This window comes from Rhodococcus sp. NPDC080181 (genome assembly GCF_040702225.1).
In the GTDB taxonomy this organism is placed as follows: domain Bacteria; phylum Actinomycetota; class Actinomycetes; order Mycobacteriales; family Mycobacteriaceae; genus Rhodococcoides; species Rhodococcoides fascians.
Window position 1 is genome coordinate 122,128 of record NZ_JBFBKN010000008.1, and the last position, 21,788, is coordinate 143,915.

The window sequence follows — 21,788 nt, forward strand, 5'->3', positions numbered from 1 at the left end:
TCACCTTATCGGGCGGCGGTTCCTATCGACCCGGGCAGACGATGCACCGGAATGTCGACACCGCTCATCTCGGCACCGTCACCGTCGACCGACACGATCGCAACGAGGTCCTCGATGTCCTCGGGTTGCAGTCGATCGACCGCGGCAGCATCTGCTGAGGCAAGGAACGCATGGGTGACCCATTCTGCGGACACGATATCGGCGGCGTCCTCGGCGGACTCCGCCCGATCGGTGACCAGGGCTGCACCTGCCGTCACGGCGACCACACCGGCAAGAACTGCTGCACCGGAACCGAACCGGGTGGGAACGGCCAGCCGCGAATCGTAGGCCACGGCCCACTCCGTCACTGCGTTCGTCGCCAATGCAGCGAGTGTTCCGTGGTCGATCGCAGCGCCGTTTTCGACCACGACCAACGCTGGGCTGTCGGGTCCCAGAACCGCCGTTCTGTCCGAATACGTCACCGGCCGCCCAGAACTCGCGGCAATGGCGTCGACGACATCCGGATGTCCGAGGTGGATGGTCGTGGCGGACCCGGCCCAGCTCGGCGCGTCGTCACCGTCCAGGACGAGCACGGACGCGCCTGTTCGCTCCAGAACGTCGGAGGAGTTCGACGCGGCGATCGGAGCCACGGCTCCGCCTGCCTTGGCCACCGCCCACTGCGTCACGACGGCTGCAACAGCGTCGGTGACGAATACGCCGACCACGACTCCGGTTCGGACGCCACGTTCGATCAGTACCCGAGCCATACGTGAGGACTGCTCGTCGAGCTGACGGTAGGTGGTCTCGACTCCGTCCGACGACAACGCGGGCGCATCGGGATCTGCGTCCACCGTCGAGGTGAGTACCTGCGGCAAGGTCAGGTCCGACCGAACCGGTGCCGCAGTGGAGTCAGCGGTCTGCGGGGTCTCGGTCAGTGCCGCCCGCTCGGCGGCGTCGAGCACGTCGATGTCGCCGACGACGACCGCTGGTGTTGCCGCCACTGCACCGGCGATGCGTGCGAATCGTTCCGCCAGCGACGCGACCGTGGACTCGTCGAACAGATCGGCGGCATACACCCATTCGACGTTCAGGGTTCCGGTGCCGCTGTTCCCGTCGGCGTGCTGGGCCTCCACCGTGACCTGCAGGTCGAATTTCGCCGTCGGCTCGAAGCCGCTGACGGGTTCGACCACCAGGTTCGGCAGCTCGAAGCGCGCCTCGCCGTGGGGCTCCACCGACAGAACCGTCTGGAACAGCGGGGTGTACCCGGCGTTCCGGTCCGGTGCGATCGTGTCGACGACCCGCTCGAACGGGACGTCCGAATTCGCGAAGGCCCGAAGGTCGGTCTCCCGTAGAGCGGTCAGCAGCTCTGCGAACGTCGCATCCGGGTCCACGTCCGTGCGCAGCGCCAACGTGTTGACGAACATGCCCACCAGTCCGTCGAGCGCCTCGTGCCCGCGGCCGGCGATGGGCGTGCCGACGGCGAAGCTGCGGGAGCCGCTCATCCGCGACAACAGCACCCCGAGGACCGCGTGCAACACCATGAACAGAGTCGCGTTGTTCTCGCGCGCGATCGCCGCGAGTCCGGTGTGTACCGACTCGTCCAGCTCGACACTCACACTGGCTCCGCGCAGGTTGGCGGTAGCCGCTCGCGGCCGATCCCACGGCAACGACACGACCGGGGTGATCCCGCTGAGCTCGTCCGCCCAGAAGGCCAACTGCTGCGACAGAATCGACGTGGGGTCGCTGTCCGAGCCCAGCACCTGCCGCTGCCATACCGCAAAGTCCGCGTACTGCACCGTCAGCGGTTCGGGCGTGTAGTCGGTTCCCGACGCGGCAGCGAGGTACGCAGTCATGACGTCACGGGCCAGTGGTGCCATCGATGCGCCGTCTCCGCTGATGTGGTGCATCACGATGACGAAGACGTACTCGTCCGGGCCGAAGCGGAACAGTGCTCCCCGGACCGGGGGTGCGACGGTGACGTCGAAGCCCTCGTAGACGAGTGCGCGAATCCGTTCGGCGGTGTCGGAGTCGTCGGTCGCGTCGATGGGAGTCAGATCGGGTACGACCGATCCGGCGTCGACGAACTCCTGGTAGGGCGAACCGTTCGCATCTTCCGGGTAGCGCGTGCGCAGTGCCTCGTGGCGTTCCACGGTGCTGGACACGGCGCTCTGCAGTGCCGCGACATCCAGCTCGCCTCGCAGACGGAGCGCCAGCGGCATGTTGTAGGCCCCGGACTCGGGGTCGAGTCGGTTCAGTACCCACATGCGCTGTTGCGCGAGCGACAACGGAACGGTCTGGCCGGCCGGTCGGCGACGCAGCGGCATATCGTTCGCGTCGTCGATGCGTGATTCGGCGCGCGCGGCGAGTGCAGAGACCGTCGAGGCCTCGAACAGGTCTCGGACACCGATCTTCTTCCCGAGCGCAGCCGACACCCGTCCCGCCACTCTTGTGGCGATCAGCGAGTTACCACCGAGATCGAAGAAGTCGTCGTCCGATCCGACCCGCTGCACGCCGAGCAGCTCGGCGAAGATCTCCGCCACGATCTCCTCGACCGGCGTTGCGGGAGCACGGAACTCGCGAACCTCGAACACCGGCTCCGGCAGTGCTTTTCGGTCCAGCTTGCCGCTGGTGTTCAGCGGGAATTCGGCGAGCACCATCACCGTCGCCGGCACCATGTACTTCGGCAGAGCGCCGCCGACGAAGGTGCGTACCTCGGCCGGGTCCAGCGTTCTACCCGGCGCGGGCACCACGTATCCGACGAGCTGGTCGCCGGCACCGGTGGTCGCCACCACGGCCGTGGCCTGGTTGACGTCGGGATGGGCCAACAGTGCGGTCTCGATCTCACCGAGCTCGATCCGCTGGCCACGGAACTTGACCTGGAAATCGGTGCGCCCGATGTACTCCAGGACTCCTGCAGCGCCCGGCCCCGATCGCCATCGGACGAGGTCTCCGGTGCGATACATGCGCTCGCCGGCAGCCGAGAACGGGTTCGCGACGAAGCGGTCCATCGTCAGGTCGACCCGCCCGAGGTATCCGTCGGCGAGCTGCGTTCCCGCCAGATACAGCTCACCCGCGGTTCCTGCGGCAACCGGATGCAGCCTGCCGTCGAGAACGTAGGCCTGGGTGTTCCATTCCGGCGCACCGATCGGGACGGTCGCGCCCTCGTCGGCAGACGTCTCCCAGTACGTCACACTCACTGCGGCTTCGGTGGGGCCGTACAGGTTGTGGATCCCGGCAGAGGTGATCGCGCGGAAGTCCGTCACCGTCTCCGGCGGCAGTGCCTCACCCACCACGTAGACGTGTCGCAACGACCGGCACTGCTCCTCGGTGGCGTACGCGGCGAACACCGTGAGCATCGACGGCACGAAGTCCGTGACGGTGACGCCGTGCCGGGCGATGCGCTCCGCGACGTACGCCGGGTCGCGGTGGCCGTCGGGGGTCGCGAGAACGACGCTCGCACCGACCTGGAGTGGGAGGAAGAAGCCCCACAGTGACACGTCGAACGTCGTCGCCGTCTTCTGCAGGTAGACGTCGTTCTCGTCGAGCGAGTACTGGTCGATCATCCACGCCATCTCGTTGACGATCGCGCGGTGCGGCACCGCGACGCCCTTGGGTCGCCCGGTCGACCCGGACGTGAAGATGACGTAGGCGGTGTTCTCCGGGCGTACCGGTGCCAGTCGGTCGGCGTCGGCCACGGCGTCTGCCGGGTAGGACGCGAGATCGAGGGTGTCCAGTTCGAGAATCGGGAACCGTTCCGGCAGTCCCGTCCGATCGTGGCTGGTCGAGAGAACGGCGACCGGCACCGCGGTGTCGAGGATGTACTCGATGCGCTCGGCCGGGTGGTCCGGATCGATGGGCACGTACGCGCCGCCGGCTTCGATGACGGCGTACATGCCGACCATCAGATCGATGCCTCGCCTCATGCCGAGAGCGACGAGCGACTGCGGGCCGACGCCGAGCGAAATCAGGTGTCGGGCAAGACGATTGACCCGCTCCGAGAACTCGGCGTAGGTCACTGCGGTGCCCTCGTAGAGCACGGCCGTGGCGTCCGGGTTCGCCGCAACCCGAGCCCGGAACGGCGCGGTCAGCATGATGCCCGCGTCGACCTCGTGCGCGGTGTCGTTCCAGGTGTCGATCACGCGGGTTCGTTCTTCCGAGCCGAGCAGATCGATATCGCCGACCGCCGTCGTGGTGTCGGAGACGAAGGTTTCGAGAACACCGACGAGCCGGGACAGGATGGACTCGACGTACGTAGCGTCGAACAGATCGCTGATGTACTTGAGCGTGAACGAGATTCGATCCTCGGCCACGACCAACAACGTCAGTGGGTAGTGAGTGTTGTCGTTCGAGCTCACCGACTCGACGGTCATTCCGTCGATCGCTGCCGCTTGCTGCGTCAGCTCGGCTTCGTCCACCGGGTAGGACTCGAAGATGGTGAGGGTGTCGAACAGATTCCCCATTCCGATCGCCCGTTGGATGTCGACGAGTCCCATGTGATGGTGGTCGAGCAGGTCTGCTTGTTCTCCCTGAATCCGGACCAGGTAGTTCTCGACAGTGTCGGCCGGATCGAATCGAACGCGCACCGGGATGGTGTTGATGAACAGGCCGATCATCGACTCGACGCCTGGAAGAGCAGCGGGACGGCCGGAGACCGTGGCACCGAACACGACATCGGTGCGGCCGGTGATGTGTGCGATCAGCAGGCCGTAGGCCGCTTGCACCAGCGTGTTGACGGTGACGCCGAGCCTGCCACCGAGCGCCACGAGCGACGCGGTGGTCTCGGGATCGACGAATCGCTCCGTCTCTGCCGAGCGTGCGGAGATCTCTCGTCCGACACTCGGCGGTGCGACGAACGTCGGCTCCTCGACTCCGGCCAGCGCGGTGGTCCACGCACCGAGAGACACGGCCGGGTCCTGTCGGTTCAGCCAGGCCAGGTAGGAGCGATACGAGCGAACCCTCGGCATCGACGAGGTGGAACCCCGAGCGGCGTACAGGTACAAGAGTTCCTTCATCACCAGCGGCAGAGACCACCCGTCGAGGAGCACGTGATGGTTGGTCATCGCGAGCTTGTAGGTGGTCGGGGTGATTCGCACGAGGACGAAACGCAGCAGCGGTGCAGTGGAGACGTCGAAGTGCCGTCGTTGCTCGGCCGCCAGGGCATCGGCGACTGCTGTGCCACGTTCCGGCTCGTCGAGGTGCGACAGGTCCATCGTGGTCCAGGGCAGGAGGACGTCCTGATGGACGATCTGCACCGTCTCACCGTCGGCGGTCGCGGTGAACGAGGTACGCAGATTGTCGTACCGATCCAGCAGCGTCTGGGCAGCGTGATGCAACCGTTCGGCGTCAACCTCGCCGGCCAGGTCGAGTACGACCTGCATGGTGTAGACGTCGATCGACGCATCGGCGAACAACGCGTGGAACAGCAGTCCTTGCTGCAACGGTGACAGCGACCAGATGTCGGTCAGCTGTGGGTAACGCGCCTCGAACGACGCGATGTCGGCCTGCGACAGCGCCACCAGAGGCACGTCCGACGGGGTCAGGCCGCCCGAGCCGGGTACCTCGGCGTACGAGGCCAGCGCCGTCAACGCCTCGGACCACAGCCCGGCGAGACGCTCGACCGTGTCCGCGGACACGGCTCCGGTCGGGAACGCGAAGCTGGCGCTCAGGACCCCGCCCTCGTCGGTGTCGAGCACGATCGCGTTGATGTCGACGGTCTTGTTCGCGGCCATGTCGGCGTCACCGGGCGCGGAGAGCTCACCGTCGGCGGCCGGCAACCAGCCGAGCGACTTCATCTCGTCCGGCACCTCGCCGGCGTCGACCCGGCCCAGGTAGTTGAAGCTGATCTGTCCGGTGCCGAGTTCGGCCAGTTCCGCAGCGGTCTCCGAGTTCAGGTAGCGGAGCAGTCCCCAGCCCATGCCTCGATCGGGCAGCGCCAGCATCTGCTCCTTGACTGCCTTCACTGCATCGCCGAGCTGCGACCCTCCCGCGAACGCAGCATCGACGTCGATCCCGGTCAGGTCGAGGCGAACGGGGAACAGGCTGGTCAGCCAGCCGACGGTCCGTCCCAGATCAGCTCCGGGAACCACCGCTTCCTCGCGGCCGTGGCCTTCGAGCTGCACCAGTGTTGCCGGTGCAGTGATGCCGCGCTCGGACCGCAGTCTCGTGACGGCCAGAGCGAGCCCGGCCAGCAACCCGTCGCCCACTCCGCCGCGGAAGATCTCCGGAACGGTGGTCAGCAAGGTGCGCGTGACGTCGGGTGTCAGTTCGATGTTCACCCGTTCGAGCGTCGCCACGACATCGACCGCGGGATCGAAGGGGCGGTTGCCCAGCACGGGGTCCTCGGTGTCGGCGATCGAACGCCACAGCGGCAATTCGGCCAGCCGCGCCTCGCTCGCTGCCGCGTCGACCAGTGCATGGGTCCAACGCCGCATCGAGGTCCCGACCTCGGGGAGGGTCGGGGTCACTCCCCCGGACACCTGAGCCCAGGCGGAGACGAAGTCGGGGACCAGGATTCGCCACGACACTCCGTCGATCACGAGGTGGTGCGCCGCCACGGTCAGCGTGCCCGGCACCTCGGGTCCTCGATCGACCCAGACGAGGGCGAGCATGCGACCGGCCGTGGGGTCGAGCGTTCCCACCGCATCGTCGAATACTGTTGCAGCCGAATCGGTATCGGCCCGGGTGAGCAGTGTATCCACGTCGACGGTACCGGCACCCGCAACATCGAGACCCCAGCCGCGGTCGTCGTGCACCAGGGTGGACCGCAGCACGTCGTGTCGATCGACCACTGCGGTCACCGTGGCGAGAATCCCGGCTCGGTCGATACCGAGCGGCAGCTCCAGTGTGACGGCCTGATGGAAGCGTGACCACCCGCCGCCGCGCTCGATCATCGCTACACCGAACGGGGGTAGCGGCAGCCAACCGACACCGCCGCCGTCGAGTTCCTCGAGCACGACCGCATCATTGCCCTCACCGACGATCACGGCGACCTCGGCGAGACCGGCAACGGTCTTGCGCTCGAACACATCTCGCGGCCCGAACTGAATTCCCCTGGCCTTGGCTCGAGAGACGAGCTGAATCGAGACGATGCTGTCGCCGCCGAGCGCGAAGAACGAATCGTCGACCCCGACGGCGTCGAGGCCGAGGACGTCTGCGAAGACCTCGGCAATGATGCGTTCGGTGTCGGTTGTGGCGGTACGGAATTCGGCATCGCTGCCGAATTCCGGTTCGGGTAGTGCTCTGCGGTCCAGCTTGCCGTTCGGCCCGAGTGGCAGGGCATCGAGCACGATGAGCCCGGCCGGAACCATGTATTCCGGAACCAGGGTCGCAACCGAGGCGGTGACCGCTGTGGTGTCGATCGTCTCCCCGGCGACAGGAACGACGTAGCCGACCAGTAGTTCACCTGCCGACGGCGTCCGGCGCACGAGAACGACGGCCTGGTCGACCGACGGATCTGCAGTCAACGCGGCTTCGATCTCGCCGAGCTCGATCCGCAGGCCTCGGAGTTTGACCTGGAAGTCGGTGCGGCCGAGGTACTCGAGTTCACCGTCGCGCCTCCACCGCACCAGGTCTCCGGTGCGGTACATCCGCGAGCCGGCACTGCCGTGCGGGTCGGCGACGAACCGGTCGGCGGTCAGGTCCGGGCGGCCGAGGTATCCGCGGGCCAGTTGACGCCCCGCGAGATACAGCTCTCCGGGCACCCCGACGGGAACGGGGTGCAGTCGCGCGTCGAGCACGGTCACCCTCGTGTTCCACACCGGCGCGCCGATGGGAACCGACACGGTGTCCGACGGCAGGATATGGTGATACGTGACGTCGACAGCGGCCTCGGTCGGGCCGTAGAGGTTGTGCAGCTCGGTGGCGGGCAGTGCAGTGCGCAGGGCCGAGGCAACCGATGCAGGCAGTGCCTCACCGGAGGCGAACACCGCACGCAGGCCGGTGCAGTTCGACACACCGTCCGCAGCGGCGAACACGGCCAGCAACGACGGCACGAAGTGCGCGACCGTGACGCCGCGTTCGGCGACGGTGCTCACCAGATATGCCGGATCTCGGTGGCCGTCGGGCACCGCGATGACGAGTTCGGCACCGATCTGCAACGGCCAGAACAGCTCCCACACCGACACGTCGAACGTGACCGGCGTCTTCTGCAACACCTTGTCCTGCTCGGTGAGACGGTATTCGGCCTGCATCCACAGCAGACGGTTGACGATGGCCTCGTGGCTGACCGCAACGCCTTTGGGGCGACCGGTGGAGCCGGAGGTGAAGATGACGTACGCGGTGTCCGCCGGTCGCAGCGGTGCGGTTCGCTCGGCATCGGTCACCGGTGCCGTGGACAGACCTGTCGTGTCGACGGTGTCGACCAGGATTCTGGCGGCGTCGGTCACGAGATCTGTACCGTCGCGCTCGGTCGTGAGCAGCACCACCGGTGCCGCCGTGTCCAGGATGTAGCCGATTCGTTCGGCCGGTAGATCCGGGTCGACCGGAACGTAGGCACCACCGGCGGCGAGCACTGCGTAGATACCCGTCAGCATGTCGATGGAGCGGCGCATGGCCGTCGCCACCACGGTTTCCGGGCCGACTCCCTCGGCGATGAGCAGACGCGCGAGCGCGTTGACCCGTTCGGAGAATTCGCGGTACGTCACCCGATCGTCGAGGAAGCTCGTGGCGGTGTTGTCCGGGGACTCGGCAACTCGGGACTCGAACAGCGACACCAGAGTTGCACCGGGATCCACCTCGTGCGCGGTGGCGTTCCAGTCCTCGAGGACGCGGGCACGTTCGCCTTCCTCGAGGATGTCGATGTCGCCGACGACTCCGTCCGGTGCGTCGGTCAGCGCGTGCAGTACCCGGACGAGCCGTCGCCCGAGGGAGGCCATGCTGGATTCTTCGAATAGATCTGTGGCGTAGTCGAACTGCACGTCGATTCCGGCGGGAGCACCGCGGTCGTCCGTGTTCTCCCAGAGCGTCACCTGCAGGTCGAATTTCGCGAACGCGCTACCCAGATCGATGCCCTCGACACTCAACCCCGGCAGGGCCAACGTCTGGCGGTTCAGGTTCTGGAACGTCAGCATGACCTGGAAGATCGGGTGGCGAGCCTGTGATCGGTCCGGGGCCAGCTCGTCGACGAGCCGCTCGAACGGCACGTCGGCGTGCCCGAAGGCTCCCAGGTCGGCCTCGCGAACTGCGGCGAGTTGCTCGCGCAACGTTGCCGCGGGGTGCACCGCGGTACGCAGGGCGAGCGTGTTGACGAACATGCCGACGAGCTCGTCCAGATCGGCGTCACCGCGGCCGGCGACCGGGGTTCCGATCGTCACGTCGTCGGTACCCGCCATCGCGCCGAGGAGCACCGCGAGCGCGGTGTGGACCACCATGAAGTTCGTGGCGTTGTTGGCGCGGGCCGCGCGAGCGATGTTCGACTGCAGGGCCTCGTCGATCGAGAAGTTGTATGCCGCACCGCGATACGACGCCACCGCCGGACGCGGCCGGTCGGTCGCGAGGTCGAGCTGTGCCGGGGCACCGGCCAGAGCCGTCGTCCAGTAGGCGAGCTGCTTCGCCAACGGCGAATCCGGGTCGTCCTCGGAACCGAGTACCTCGCGTTGCCACAACGCGTAGTCCGCGTACTGCACCGGGAGTGGTGCCCACTGCGGGTTCTCCCCCGCGGCACGGGCGGTGTAGGCCACCATGACGTCGCGCGTCAGGGGTCCCATCGAGAACCCGTCCGCGGCGATGTGGTGGGCGACGAAGGCCAGTACGTGCTCGGTCTCGCTGACCCGCAGGATCCGGATTCGGACCGGAACAGCTCGGGTCACGTCGAATCCCGCGGACACGAAGTCGCGCAGGGCCTGCTCGATCGAACTCTCGTCGACGTCGTCGACGACAACCGTCACGCCGGCCTCCGCGGTACCGAGTACCACCTGATGGCCTCGTCCGTCGACCTCCGGGTACACGGTGCGCAGAATTTCGTGCCTCGCCAGCACGTCGTGCACGGCGTTGGTGAGTGCATCGACATCGATGCTGCCGGACAACCGAATTGCGACCGGGATGTTGTTCACGGCGGAGGTCGGATCGAATTGGCTCAGGAACCACATGCGCTGCTGAGCCATCGACAGCGGCACCGAGTCCGGTCGTGTTCGAGCCGTCAGTGCCCGGCGCGCACCGGTACCCACCTCGGACTCGATCGCACGTGCGAGCGACTGCACCGTCGGAGACTCGAAGATCGAGCGGACAGGTACCTGAGTATCGAGCGCCGCCCCCAGCCGGGAGACCACCTGAGTGGCGATGAGCGAGTTACCGCCGAGCGCGAAGAAGTCGTCGTCCAGACCCACGCGCTCGACAGCGAGCACCTCGGCGAAGACCGCCGCGACGGCCTCTTCCACCGGATTGGTCGGCGCGCGGAATTCGGCTGTCTCGAACTGCGGTTCGGGGAGCGCCTGTCGATCCAGCTTTCCGTTGACGCCGCGAGGAAGAGCCTCGAGCACGACGAAGGCCGCCGGGATCATGTACGACGGCAGACGTTCGGCGAGTGCACGACGGATGCCGTCCTGATCCAGCGTCATCCCATCGGCGGGCACGAGGTAGGCCACGAGCCGCGCGCCTGATCCCGTGTCCGCGAGAGCGATCACGGCGACGTCGCGAATCTCGTCGAGCGATCCGAGAGCGGCATCGATGTCGCCGAGCTCGATACGGAAACCGCGAATCTTCACCTGGAAGTCGGTGCGCCCGACGTACTCCAATTCGCCGTCGGCGCGCCAGGATACGAGGTCACCGGTGCGGTACAGGCGGCCGCCGGGGGTGAACGGGTCCGCGACGAATCGCTCGGCGCTCAGATCCGGCCGCGCGAAGTACCCGTCGGCCAGCTGCGCACCCGCGAGATAGAGCTCACCTGCGACGCCGACCGGAACGGGAGCCAGACGCGAATCCAGCACGTAGACACGGGTGTTCCACTCCGGGCCACCGATCGGAACCGTGGTGCCGTCGACGGTCGTCACCCGATGCGAAGTCACCGAGACCGCGGCCTCGGTCGGTCCGTACAAGTTGTCCAGTCGCGCAGCCGAACTGCGCAGCGCGCGCTCGGCCGTGGCGACCGGCAGTGCTTCGCCGATCGCCAGGATCCGCGTCAGGGGTACGGGCAGGGTGCCCGCCGACGCCGTGACCAGCGCGTCGAGCACGGACGGCACGGTGTGCAGTGTCGTCACCGATTCCCGGTTCATCAGATCGACGAGGTAGGCGGGGTCGCGGTGGCCCTCGGCGTCGGCCACGACGATCGCACCACCGGAGACGGTGGCGACCCAGAACTCCCACACGGACAGATCGAAGGTGGCCGCGGTCTTGAGCAGTACTCGGTCGGTACTGCCCAGTCCGTAATGGGCGCTCTGCCACAGCAGCTGATTGACGATGGCGGCATGACTCACCGCGACACCCTTGGGGCGGCCGGTGGATCCGGACGTGAAGATGACGTACGCGGTGTTCGCAGGCCGCAGCGGCGAGGTGCGTTCACTGTCGGTGACGGGCGCGTCCGAGACCTCTGCGTCGAGCACTCGCGGATCGGTGTCGACCAACAGCACCGGAACCGAGTCGACATCGACACCGTCCCGCGCAGTACTCAGGACCAGAGCGGGAGCAGCTACCTCCAGGATGTAGGCATTGCGGTCCGCCGGCTGATCCGGATCGATGGGCACGTACGCCCCGCCCGCCTTGGCGACGGCATACATCGCGACGAGCAGATCCACCGAGCGCCTGATCGCCAGGGCAACCGTCACCTGCGGGCCGACACCGGCACCGATCAGGACGCGGGCCAACCGGTTGATTCGACGATCGAACTCGCCGTACGACAGTGACTGCCCGGCATGGACCACCGCGACCGCGTCGGGCTGCGCCTGCACCTGACGATCGAACAGCGATACCAGCGTCTGCGACGCATCGACATCGTGATCGGTGTCGTTCCACGTGCGGACGATCCGGGTGCGTTCCTCGGGCGAGAGCAGCTCGAGATCGCCGACGACGGCCGACGGGTCCTCGGCCACGGCGGCGAGGAGGCGAACGAACCGGTCGGCAAAACCTTCGATCGTGGCGCGATCGAAAAGATCGGTGGCATAACTGAATTCGGCCGACAGTTCCGCGGGCGAGCCGTCCGGGGCGTAGCGATCCGAGATCGACAGTTGCAGATCGGTTTTCGCGGTCACCGCATCCGCCTCGACGGCACTCACCGTCAGACCCGGCAGCTCGAACGTCGACTCGGCAAGGTTCTGGAAGGACAGGCCTACCTGGAACAACGGGTTGCGTGCCGTCGACCGCACCGGGTTCAGCACCTCCACGAGACGCTCGAACGGAACGTCGGAGTGCGCGAACGCGGCCAGGTCCCGCTCTCGGGCCTGAGCGAGCAACTGGCGGAAGGTCATCGACGATTCGACCGACGACCGGAAGACCAGGGTGTTGACGAACATACCGATCATCGAGTCCAGAGCCCGCTCACCGCGGCCGGCGATGGGCGTTCCGACCGCGATGTCCTCGGAACCGGACAGGCGTGCGAGCAACACGGCGAATGCCGAGTGCACCACCATGAACAACGTTGCCTGCTCGGTACGTCCGAGTTCGGCGAGAGCAGCGTGCGTGCCGGCGTCGACGGTGAACCGCACGGCATCGCCGCGGAAACTCTGCGCCGGCGGGCGCGGGCGATCGGTGGGCAGCACCAGCTGATCCGGCAGCTCGGCGAGCGTATCCTTCCAGAACGACACCTGCTGCGCTGCAACCGAATCGGGATCCGATTCGGTGCCGAGTACGGTTCGCTGCCACAGCGCGAAGTCGACGTACTGCACCTCGAGTGGCTCCCAGTCCGGAGCCGTCCCTGCAGATCTCGCGGTGTATGCGGTCATGACGTCGACGGCCAGCGGGCCCACCGACGCGCCGTCGGCCGACACGTGGTGGACGACGAAGGCCAGGACGTGCTCGTTCTCGTCGACGCGGAACACGCGCGCGTCGACCGGCACCTCGGCGGTGACGTCGAAGCCCCGCGCAAAGAACTCGGTCACGGCGGCAACGACGTTCGCACCGGCCACGTCTCGCACGGCGAGGTCCATCGGTACCTCGGACGCAGGCAACACCTGCTGGAACGGGCCCTGTGCCGAGTCCGGGTACCGGGTACGAAGAGACTCGTGGCGCTCGACGACATCGCGCACCGCCGACTGCAGCGCAGCGACGTCGAGCTCACCCGACAACCGCACGGCGAACGGAATGTTGTCCACCGACGACGTCGTGTCGAACTGGTTGAGGAACCAGTACCGCTGCTGCGCAGGCGAGAGCGGCGGGTGTTCGGGACGCGGACCCGCCACGAGTGCAGCTCGTCCCCCCGAACCGACAGCGCTCTCCACGTGCGCCACCAGTGCGGCCACGGTCGAGCTCTCGAACAGCGCCCGCACCGGGACCACCGTGTCCAGGGCCGCGCCGAGCCGCGAGACCACCTGGGTGGCGATCAACGAGTTACCGCCCAGGGCGAAGAAGTCGTCGTCCAGTCCCACTCGCTCGAGGTGCAGGACGTCGGCGAACACTCCGGCGACGATCTCTTCGACCGCGGTGGTGGGTGCGCGGAATTCCCGGGCCTCGAACACGGGTGCGGGAAGCGCGGCGCGATCCAACTTGCCCACCGGGGTCAGTGGAACGGTGTCGAGAACGATGATCGACGACGGAATCATGTAGGCGGGCAATGATTTTCCGACGAAGGCGGTCAGCTCGTCGACGTCGACGACGGAACCACGCGTCGGCAGCACGTAGGACACGAGGGTGGTGACACCCGAGGGCAGTTCGTGTCCGAGTGTGACGGCGAAGTCGACCTCGGGAACAGCGGTGAGCGCGGAGTCGATCTCGCCGAGCTCGATACGGAACCCGCGCACCTTCACCTGGAAGTCGGTGCGGCCGACGAACTGCAGCTGCAGGTCGTCCGTCCATCGCACGACGTCGCCGGTGCGGTACATCCGTGCGCCGTCGATGCCGTACGGATTGGCCACGAAGCGCTCGGAGGACAGACTCGGCCTACCGAGATAGCCGCGAGCGAGCGCACCGCCCGACAGATACAGGTCACCCGCGACACCGGTCGGAACCGGTTCGAGCCTGGAATCGAGGATGAGCACGGACATGCCGTGAATCGGTCGACCGATGGTGATCGGCTCGCCGGGCGTCAACTCGGCGAAGCTCGAGATGATCGTGGTCTCGGTCGGTCCGTACCCGTTGAAGTACTTCCGGTCCCCTGCCCATCGGGCCAGCAGTTCGGGAGTGGTCACGTCGCCGCCCACCGAGAGGACCTCGAGCGAATCGATCCCGTGGGGATCCATCGTGCCGAGTACCGCAGGCGTGATGATCGTATGAGTGACCCTCTCCGCCTTCAGCAGTTCGGCCAATTCGGTGCCACCGAGAATCGAGGCCGGTACGACGACCAACGTCGCGCCGACCGAGAATGCCGCCATCCACTCCAGAACCGACGGATCGAAGTTGGGCGAGCAGACGTGCAGGAACCTCGAGGCCGGTTTCAGGTGATAGAGATCGGTTGCTGCGTCGAGGACGCCGCCGAGTCCGGCGTGCGTGACGACGACGCCCTTCGGCTTGCCTGTCGAGCCCGAGGTGTAGATGACGTAGGCGGGGTTCTGGAACGTGACGGGTCGCAGGCGGTCGGCGTCGGTGACCGGCTCGGCCGAGCGGGTGCGGACCTCGGCCACGAACTCCTCGTCGTCGACGCTCAGCCAGGCCAGATCCTGCAGTCCGCCGGGGAGCCGAGCCGAGTGCGCCCGGGTGGTCAGGCCCAGTACGGCCTCGGAGTCCGAGACCATGTGGGCGACGCGATCCTTCGGATACGTCGGGTCGACGGGTAGGTGCGCGGCCCCCGATTTCGCCACTGCCCAGACCGCGAGCACCATGAAGTAGGAGCGCTGGAATCCCAGCGCCACAACGGATTCGGGGCCGGCCCCGCGCTCGATGAGCACCCGGGCGAGCTGCGAGGACGTCGCATCGAGTTCGGCGTACGAGATCGAGCGGCCCTCGTAGCGAATCGCGGTCGCCGACGGGTCGAGTGCGGCTCCGGCAGCGAAGATCTCGGCCAGAGTGCCGCCGGCCAACACGTCGTCACCGTGGACGTGGGTGAGCCGGTCGTATTCGTCGTCGTAGAGGATGGACAGATCGCCCACCGGGGTGTTCGGTGTCGCCACGATCGCTTCGAGCAGCCAGCGGAAACGTCGCGAGAACACCTCGATCGTGTTCTCGTCGAACAGGTCTCGCGCGTAGAGGAAACCGGCGGACAGACCGGTGCCGTCGGCCTTATCGTGCAGCGTCAGCGACAGGTCGAACTTGGCTGTGTCGACCTCGACGTCGACCGCCGAGACCGTCAGATCGGGAAGGTGGAATTCGCTCGGCGGCAGGTTCTCGAACGCGATCGCGACCTGGAACAGCGGGTGCCTGGCCGTCGTGCGCTCGGGTTCGAGCAAATCGACGAGCCGCTCGAAGGGGATGTCCGCGTGTGCGAATGCATCGAGGTCGACGTCCCGGACGTGGCCGAGGAGGTCGGTGAATCCCTTGCTTCGATCGACCGAGGTGCGGAGCACCAGGGTGTTGACGAACATGCCGATCACGTCGTCCAGGACGGCCTCGCCGCGGCCTGCGACGGCGGTACCCACCGCAACGTCGTCCGAGGTGGACATGCGAGCCAGGAACAGCGCGAGTGCACCGTGTAGCACCATGAACAGGGTGGTTCCGGTCGACCGGGCCAGATCGTCGAGCGAGGCACGCAGATCCGCATCGATGTCGAACTGGAACCGCCCGCCCGAGTACGACTGCACCGCGGGACGCGGCCGGTCGTACGGCAGGGTCAGCTCACTGGGCAGGTCCGCCAGGGCCGAACGCCAGTAGTCCGCCTGTGCTGCCATCAGGCTGCTCGGATCCGCGTCGTCGCCGAGCACGGCGCGCTGCCACAGCGCGAAGTCGGCGTACTGCACCGCCAGCGGCGTCCACTGCGGTGCGTCGCCGGCCACACGAGCGAGGTAAGCCGTCATCACGTCGCGGGTCAGCGGTCCCATGGACCAACCGTCTGCGCTGATGTGATGAACCACGACGACCAGCACGTACTCGTCGTCGGTGACCTGGAACAGTTTCGCGCGCAGGGGAATCGACTGGGTGACGTCGAATCCTTCGGAGGCGAAAGCGATCAGGTCGGCCACCGCACCGTCGGCGGACGGTGTGGTGGGTGTCAGGTCCGGTGCCACCGATTCGGCAGGCAGGATCACCTGATGCCCCGCTCCGTCCACACTCGGGTAGACGGTGCGGAGTGCTTCGTGCCGGTCGAGAACGTCGACGACCGCTGCGTTCAGGGCCGCAGTGTCGAGTGCTCCGGTGAGCCGGATCGCCACGGGGATGTTGTTGACCGCCGATTCGGGCTCGAATCGGTTGAGGAACCACATCCGCTGCTGGGCGAGCGAGAGCGGAATTCGTTCGGGGCGTTCCTGCGGCACCAGAGGCGCGGAGACTCCGTGGCCGACGTGACTTTCCAACGCAGCAGCCAAGGCTGCCACCGTGCCTGCCTCGAACATCGTTCGGACGGGCACTGTCGTGCCCAGCTCGGCACCGAGTCGTGCGGCGACCTGAGTGGCGACGAGCGAATTGCCGCCGAGCGCGAAGAAGTCGTCGTCCACACCGACTCGGTCGAGTCCGAGGACCGCGCCGAACACGTTCGCGACGATCTCTTCGACCGGATCGGACGGTGCTCGGTAGGGCGTTGCCTCGAATTCGGGATCGGGCAGCGCTTTTCGATCGAGCTTGCCACTTCCGCCGAGCGGGAATTCGGCCAATTCCACGACGGTGGTCGGCACCATGTACTCGGCCAGACGTCCACGTAGCGCGGTGCGTGCCCGGTCCACATCGACCGGGCCTTCGGTGGGGACGACGTAGGCAACCAGTTGTTCTCGTCGCACGAGCACCACGGCCTGAGCGATCTCGGGAAGATCCAACAGAGCCGATTCGATTTCGCCGAGTTCGATGCGGAGACCACGCAACTTCACCTGGAAGTCGGACCGGCCCACGTACTCCAACTCACCGGCGGGCAGCCACCGCACCACGTCGCCGGTTCGATACATCCGCGCACCGTCGACCGCGAACGGATCGGCAACGAAGCGATCCGCGGTCAGATCGGGTCGGCTCACGTATCCCCTGGCGAGCTGGACACCCGAGAGATAGAGCTCTCCCGACACCCCGACCGGAACCGGCCGCAACGACGAATCCAGAACGCGCACATCGGTGTTCCACACCGGTGAACCGATCGGCACCACGGCTGTGTCCGCGTCGGAGACCGCGTGATAGGTCACGTCGACAGCAGCTTCGGTCGGGCCGTACAGGTTGTGCACCGACACCTGTGGGAGTGCGCGGCGCAGCGAATGTGCAGTAGCAGGCGCAAGCGCCTCCCCCGAGGCGAACACCGTACGCAGCGACGCTCCCGCGTCGGGCCTACGCAGCGCCTCCGGTGTGAACACCGACATCATCGACGGCACGAAGTGCACTACCGAGACATGTTCGCGTGCAATGACATCGAGCAGGTACGACGGATCCCGATGACCCTCGGGAACCGCGACGACCACGGATGCGCCGACCTGGAAGGCCCAGAAGAACTCCCACACCGACACGTCGAACGTAGCCGGTGTCTTCTGCAACACCACGTCCTGCGGACCGAGGGGGTACTCGTGCTGCATCCACGACAACCGGTTGACGATCGCCGCGTGCGATACGCCGACGCCCTTCGGCCGACCCGTCGACCCCGAGGTGAAGATGACGTATGCGAGGTTCTCTGCCCGCAGCGGTGCCGTCCGCTCCGCATCGGTCACCGGCGCCGACGAGAATTCCGACACGTCCACGGTGTCGATGTCCACCGTCTCCACGCCGGGGAACTCGACGTGATCTCGGGTGCTCGAGAGCACCCGTACCGGCGAGGCCGTGCTCACGATGTACTCGTTGCGCTCCGACGGCTGAGCCGGATCGATGGGTACGTACGCAGCACCGGCCTTGACGATCGCGTACATACCGACGAACAACTCGATACTGCGGCCGACTGCGAGGCCGACCGTCGAATCGGTCCCGACACCCACCGACAACAGGTACCGCGCCAGGCGGTTCGCGCGCGCATCGAGCTCGGCGTACGTCAGCCGAACGTCCTCGAACACCAGGGCCTGCGCGTCGGGGGTCTGCTCGACGCGACCGTCGAACTGCCCCACCAACGTTGTTCCGCTGGTGATCTCGTGCGCCGGTCCCGAACCGAACGTCAGCACCGACTCCCGCTCGACCGAGTCGAGCAGGTCGATCTCTCCGACGGCTGCAGCGGGCGCTGCGGTGATCGCACGAAGAACCCGAACGAACCGCTCTCCGAATCGAGCCATCGTCGATTTCTCGAAGAGGTCCGCAGCATAGGTCAGGGCGACGGTCAGGCCCGCGGGCTCGGAGCCGGCCGGTGCCGAATCCCACAGCGTCACTTGCAGATCGAACTTTGCCAGGTCTGCCTCGTAGTCGACCGCTGCGATGGTCAGGCCGGGGAGCTCGACCGAGGTTCGATCGAGGTTCTGGAACGTCAACATCACCTGGAACAGCGGGTGGCGTGCCTGCGAGCGCGCCGGGGCCAACACGTCCACCAGACGCTCGAAGGGCACGTCGGCGTGCGAGAACGCAGCGAGGTCCACCTCCCGGATCTCGCGCAGCAGATCGTCGAACGACGTCCGTGAATCGACTTCGGTGCGCAGCACCAGTGTGTTGACGAACATGCCGACGACGTCGTCGAGGGCCGCGTCTCCACGGCCGGCGACCGGCGTACCGATACTGATGTCGTCGGCGGCCGCGAGCTTGGCCAACAGCACGGCCAGCGCGGCGTGCACGACCATGAATGTCGTTGCGTTGTGGTCTCTTCCGAGCTTCTCCAGCGCGCGGACCAGTTCGGCGTCGATCTCGAACGGGTGCGTGCCGCCGTTGGTCGTGGCGACCGCCGGGCGGGGACGGTCGGTGGGTAGCTCCAACTGGTCGGGTGCGCCGCCGAGTCGGTGCCGCCAGTAGTTCTCCTGCGCCGAGATCAGAGATTCCGGATCGTCCTCGCTGCCGAGGACGGCCCTCTGCCACAGCGTGAAGTCGGCGTACTGCACCTCCAGCGGAGTCCACTGTGGTTGCTGCCCGTTGGTGCGCGCCACGTATGCGGCCACCACGTCTCGGGTCAGCGGGCCCATCGAGAATCCGTCGGCCGCGATGTGGTGCACCACGAACGCGAGCACGTGCTCGGTCTCGGCCGTCTCGAGGAGCACCGCCCGGAAGGGCAGCTGTACCGCCAGATCGAAGGGCCTGAGCGCGAACTCGAGCAGCACGGCGGGAACGTCGGCATCGGTTGCCGTCGCGCGCTCCAATTCCACTGCCACCGCATCGGATTCGAGTACTTGTTGGAAGCCGATGCCGTCGTGATCGGGGTAGACCGTCCGCAGCGACTCGTGCCGGTCCAACACGTCGATCAACGCCGCCTGCAGGGCGGTGAAATCGAGTTCGCCGCTCAACGCGATGGCGACCGGGATGTTGTTGACAGCCGAGTCCGGCTCGAATCGGTTGAGGAACCACATCCGTTGCTGGGCCAGCGACAATGGCACACGTTCGGGCCGCTGCTGCGCCACCAACGGAGGTCGCGCGTGCGTCGAGCCTGCAGCATCGACGGCCGCGGCGAGTTCGGCGACGGTCGGTGCGTCGAAGAACGACCGCACATCCACTGCTGTGCCCAGTTCCGCGTTGACTCGCGCGATCACGCGAGTGGCGTTGAGCGAGTTTCCGCCGAGGACGAAGAAGTCGTCGTCCACGCCGATACGGTCCATCCCGAGGACCGTCTCGAAAATTGCCACCAGGGCCGTTTCGGTGTCGGTGCCCGGGGCACGGTATTCGCGTACGAGCGAGGCGAAATCGGGCGCAGGCAAGGCTTTTCGGTCCAGCTTGCCGCTGGCGTTCAGCGGGAATTCGTCCAGCACGACGAACACCGACGGCACCATGTACTCGGGCATGCGCCGGCGCACCGCATCCGCCAGGCCGTCGTGATCGATATCGGGCTCGGTGCTCACGACATAGCCGACGAGCTGCTCACCCAACTGGGCCTGCGATCGGTCGGCGTGAACGAGTACCGCAGCCTGGGTCACCTGCGGCTCGGCGAGCAGCGCTTGCTCGATCTCGCCGAGTTCGATACGGAGGCCACGCAGTTTGACCTGGAAGTCGGTGCGGCCGATGTACTCGATCTGGCCGTCGGCGCGTCGGCGCACCAGGTCGCCGGTGCGGTACATCCGGTCCCCCCGGCTCACCGAACGGGTCGGCGACGAATCGATCGGACGTCAGGTCCGTGCGTCCGAGGTATCCGCGAGCGAGCTGCACGCCCGCGAGATAGAGCTCTCCCTCGACTCCCCGGGGTGAGCGCCGCAGACCCTCGTCGAGCACGTAGAGGTCGGTGTCGTCGACGGCAGCACCGATCGGTACCGAGCCGTCCTCCACCTGCTGGGTTCGGTAGTACGTGACGTCGACGGCTGCTTCGGTGGGACCGTACAGGTTGTGCAACTCGGCACCGGAGATCGCGTGGAACGCGTTGACGGTGCGCGCCGGCAGCGCCTCACCGGAGGCGAACACCATGCGAAGCGAATCGGCCTGTGCGGCGGTGGGTTCGGCAACGTAGACCGACAGCATCGACGGTACGAAGTGGGTCACCGTCACGCCGTGTTCATCGATGACGCGGGCGAGATAGGCGGGGTCGCGGTGCCCGTCGGGCTCGGCGATCACCAGTGTCGCGCCGATCTGCAACGGCCAGAAGAACTCCCAGACCGACACGTCGAACGTGAACGGCGTCTTCTGCAAGACGACGTCGGCCGGGGTCATCGTGTATTCCCGCTGCCGCCATGAAATATTGGCGACGATCGCGCGGTGGCCCACCGCCACGCCCTTCGGACGCCCGGTCGAACCGGACGTGAAGATGACGTACGCGAGGTCGTCTTCACCGAGAGTGCCGAGCCGGTCCGCATCGGTGATGCGCCCTCCCGTCACGCCGGTGACGTCGACGGCATCGACGAGCAGAGTCTGCGTGCCGTCCGGCAACTGCGGCAGGTCCTCCGATGTCGTGAGCACCAGAACCGGTCGCGCGGTATCGAGGACGTAGGCGAGTCGATCCACCGGGTGCTCGGGGTCCAACGGAACGTAGGCACCACCGGCTGCCGAGATGGCGTACATACCCACCAGCAGATCGAACGAGCGGCGGATCGACAGCCCCACCGTCGAATCCGGGCCGACACCCCGCTCGATCAGAACCCGGGCGAGGCGTTCGACCGACTCTGCGAACTCGGCATAGGACCGACTCTCGCCGCCGAACACGAGCGCGGGTGCGTCCGGTGTCCGCTCGGCCTGATCGGCGAACAGGGTGTAGAGGGTGGTTGCCTCGGGTTCGGCCGGGCTCGACGCCGAGTCGTCGTCACCGAGAACCGTCGCGGCATCGGAGACCACCGACGAGACCACGGCGTCGAGACCACCGTCGGTGGCCTCGATGAGGCCGGGAACGGTGTTGGACAGCACGACCGGGACCAGCGCGTCCGGGCCGAGAACCCCACCCATGGCCGTGTCGAGGGTGGTGATCTCCTCGTCCAACCGGGCGTAGGTCAACTCCGTGCCGAGGTGCGCGAGCGCCACGCGGTCCGGTTCGACCGCAGCGACGCTCCGAACCAAGCGCGGAAGGTCCTCGACCGTCAATGCTGCCTCGCGTCGACGTCCAACCGCCATCTAACTATTCCTCCTGATCGATCCAC

General features: G+C 66.9%; 1 protein-coding gene and 1 pseudogene. Both read right to left on the bottom strand.

Features of this window, described 5'->3' with window-relative positions:
- Positions 1-5: 5 nt before the first annotated feature.
- Positions 6-20,288: a non-ribosomal peptide synthase/polyketide synthase gene (locus AB0O58_RS12315; RefSeq protein ID WP_366238231.1), complete on the bottom strand. Its 20,283-nt coding sequence runs from the start codon at positions 20,286-20,288 to the stop codon at positions 6-8.
- Positions 20,289-20,355: 67 nt separating this feature from the next.
- Positions 20,356-21,762 (bottom strand): annotated as a pseudogene (locus tag AB0O58_RS12320) (AMP-binding protein); the annotation flags it as partial.
- Positions 21,763-21,788 lie beyond the last annotated feature (26 nt).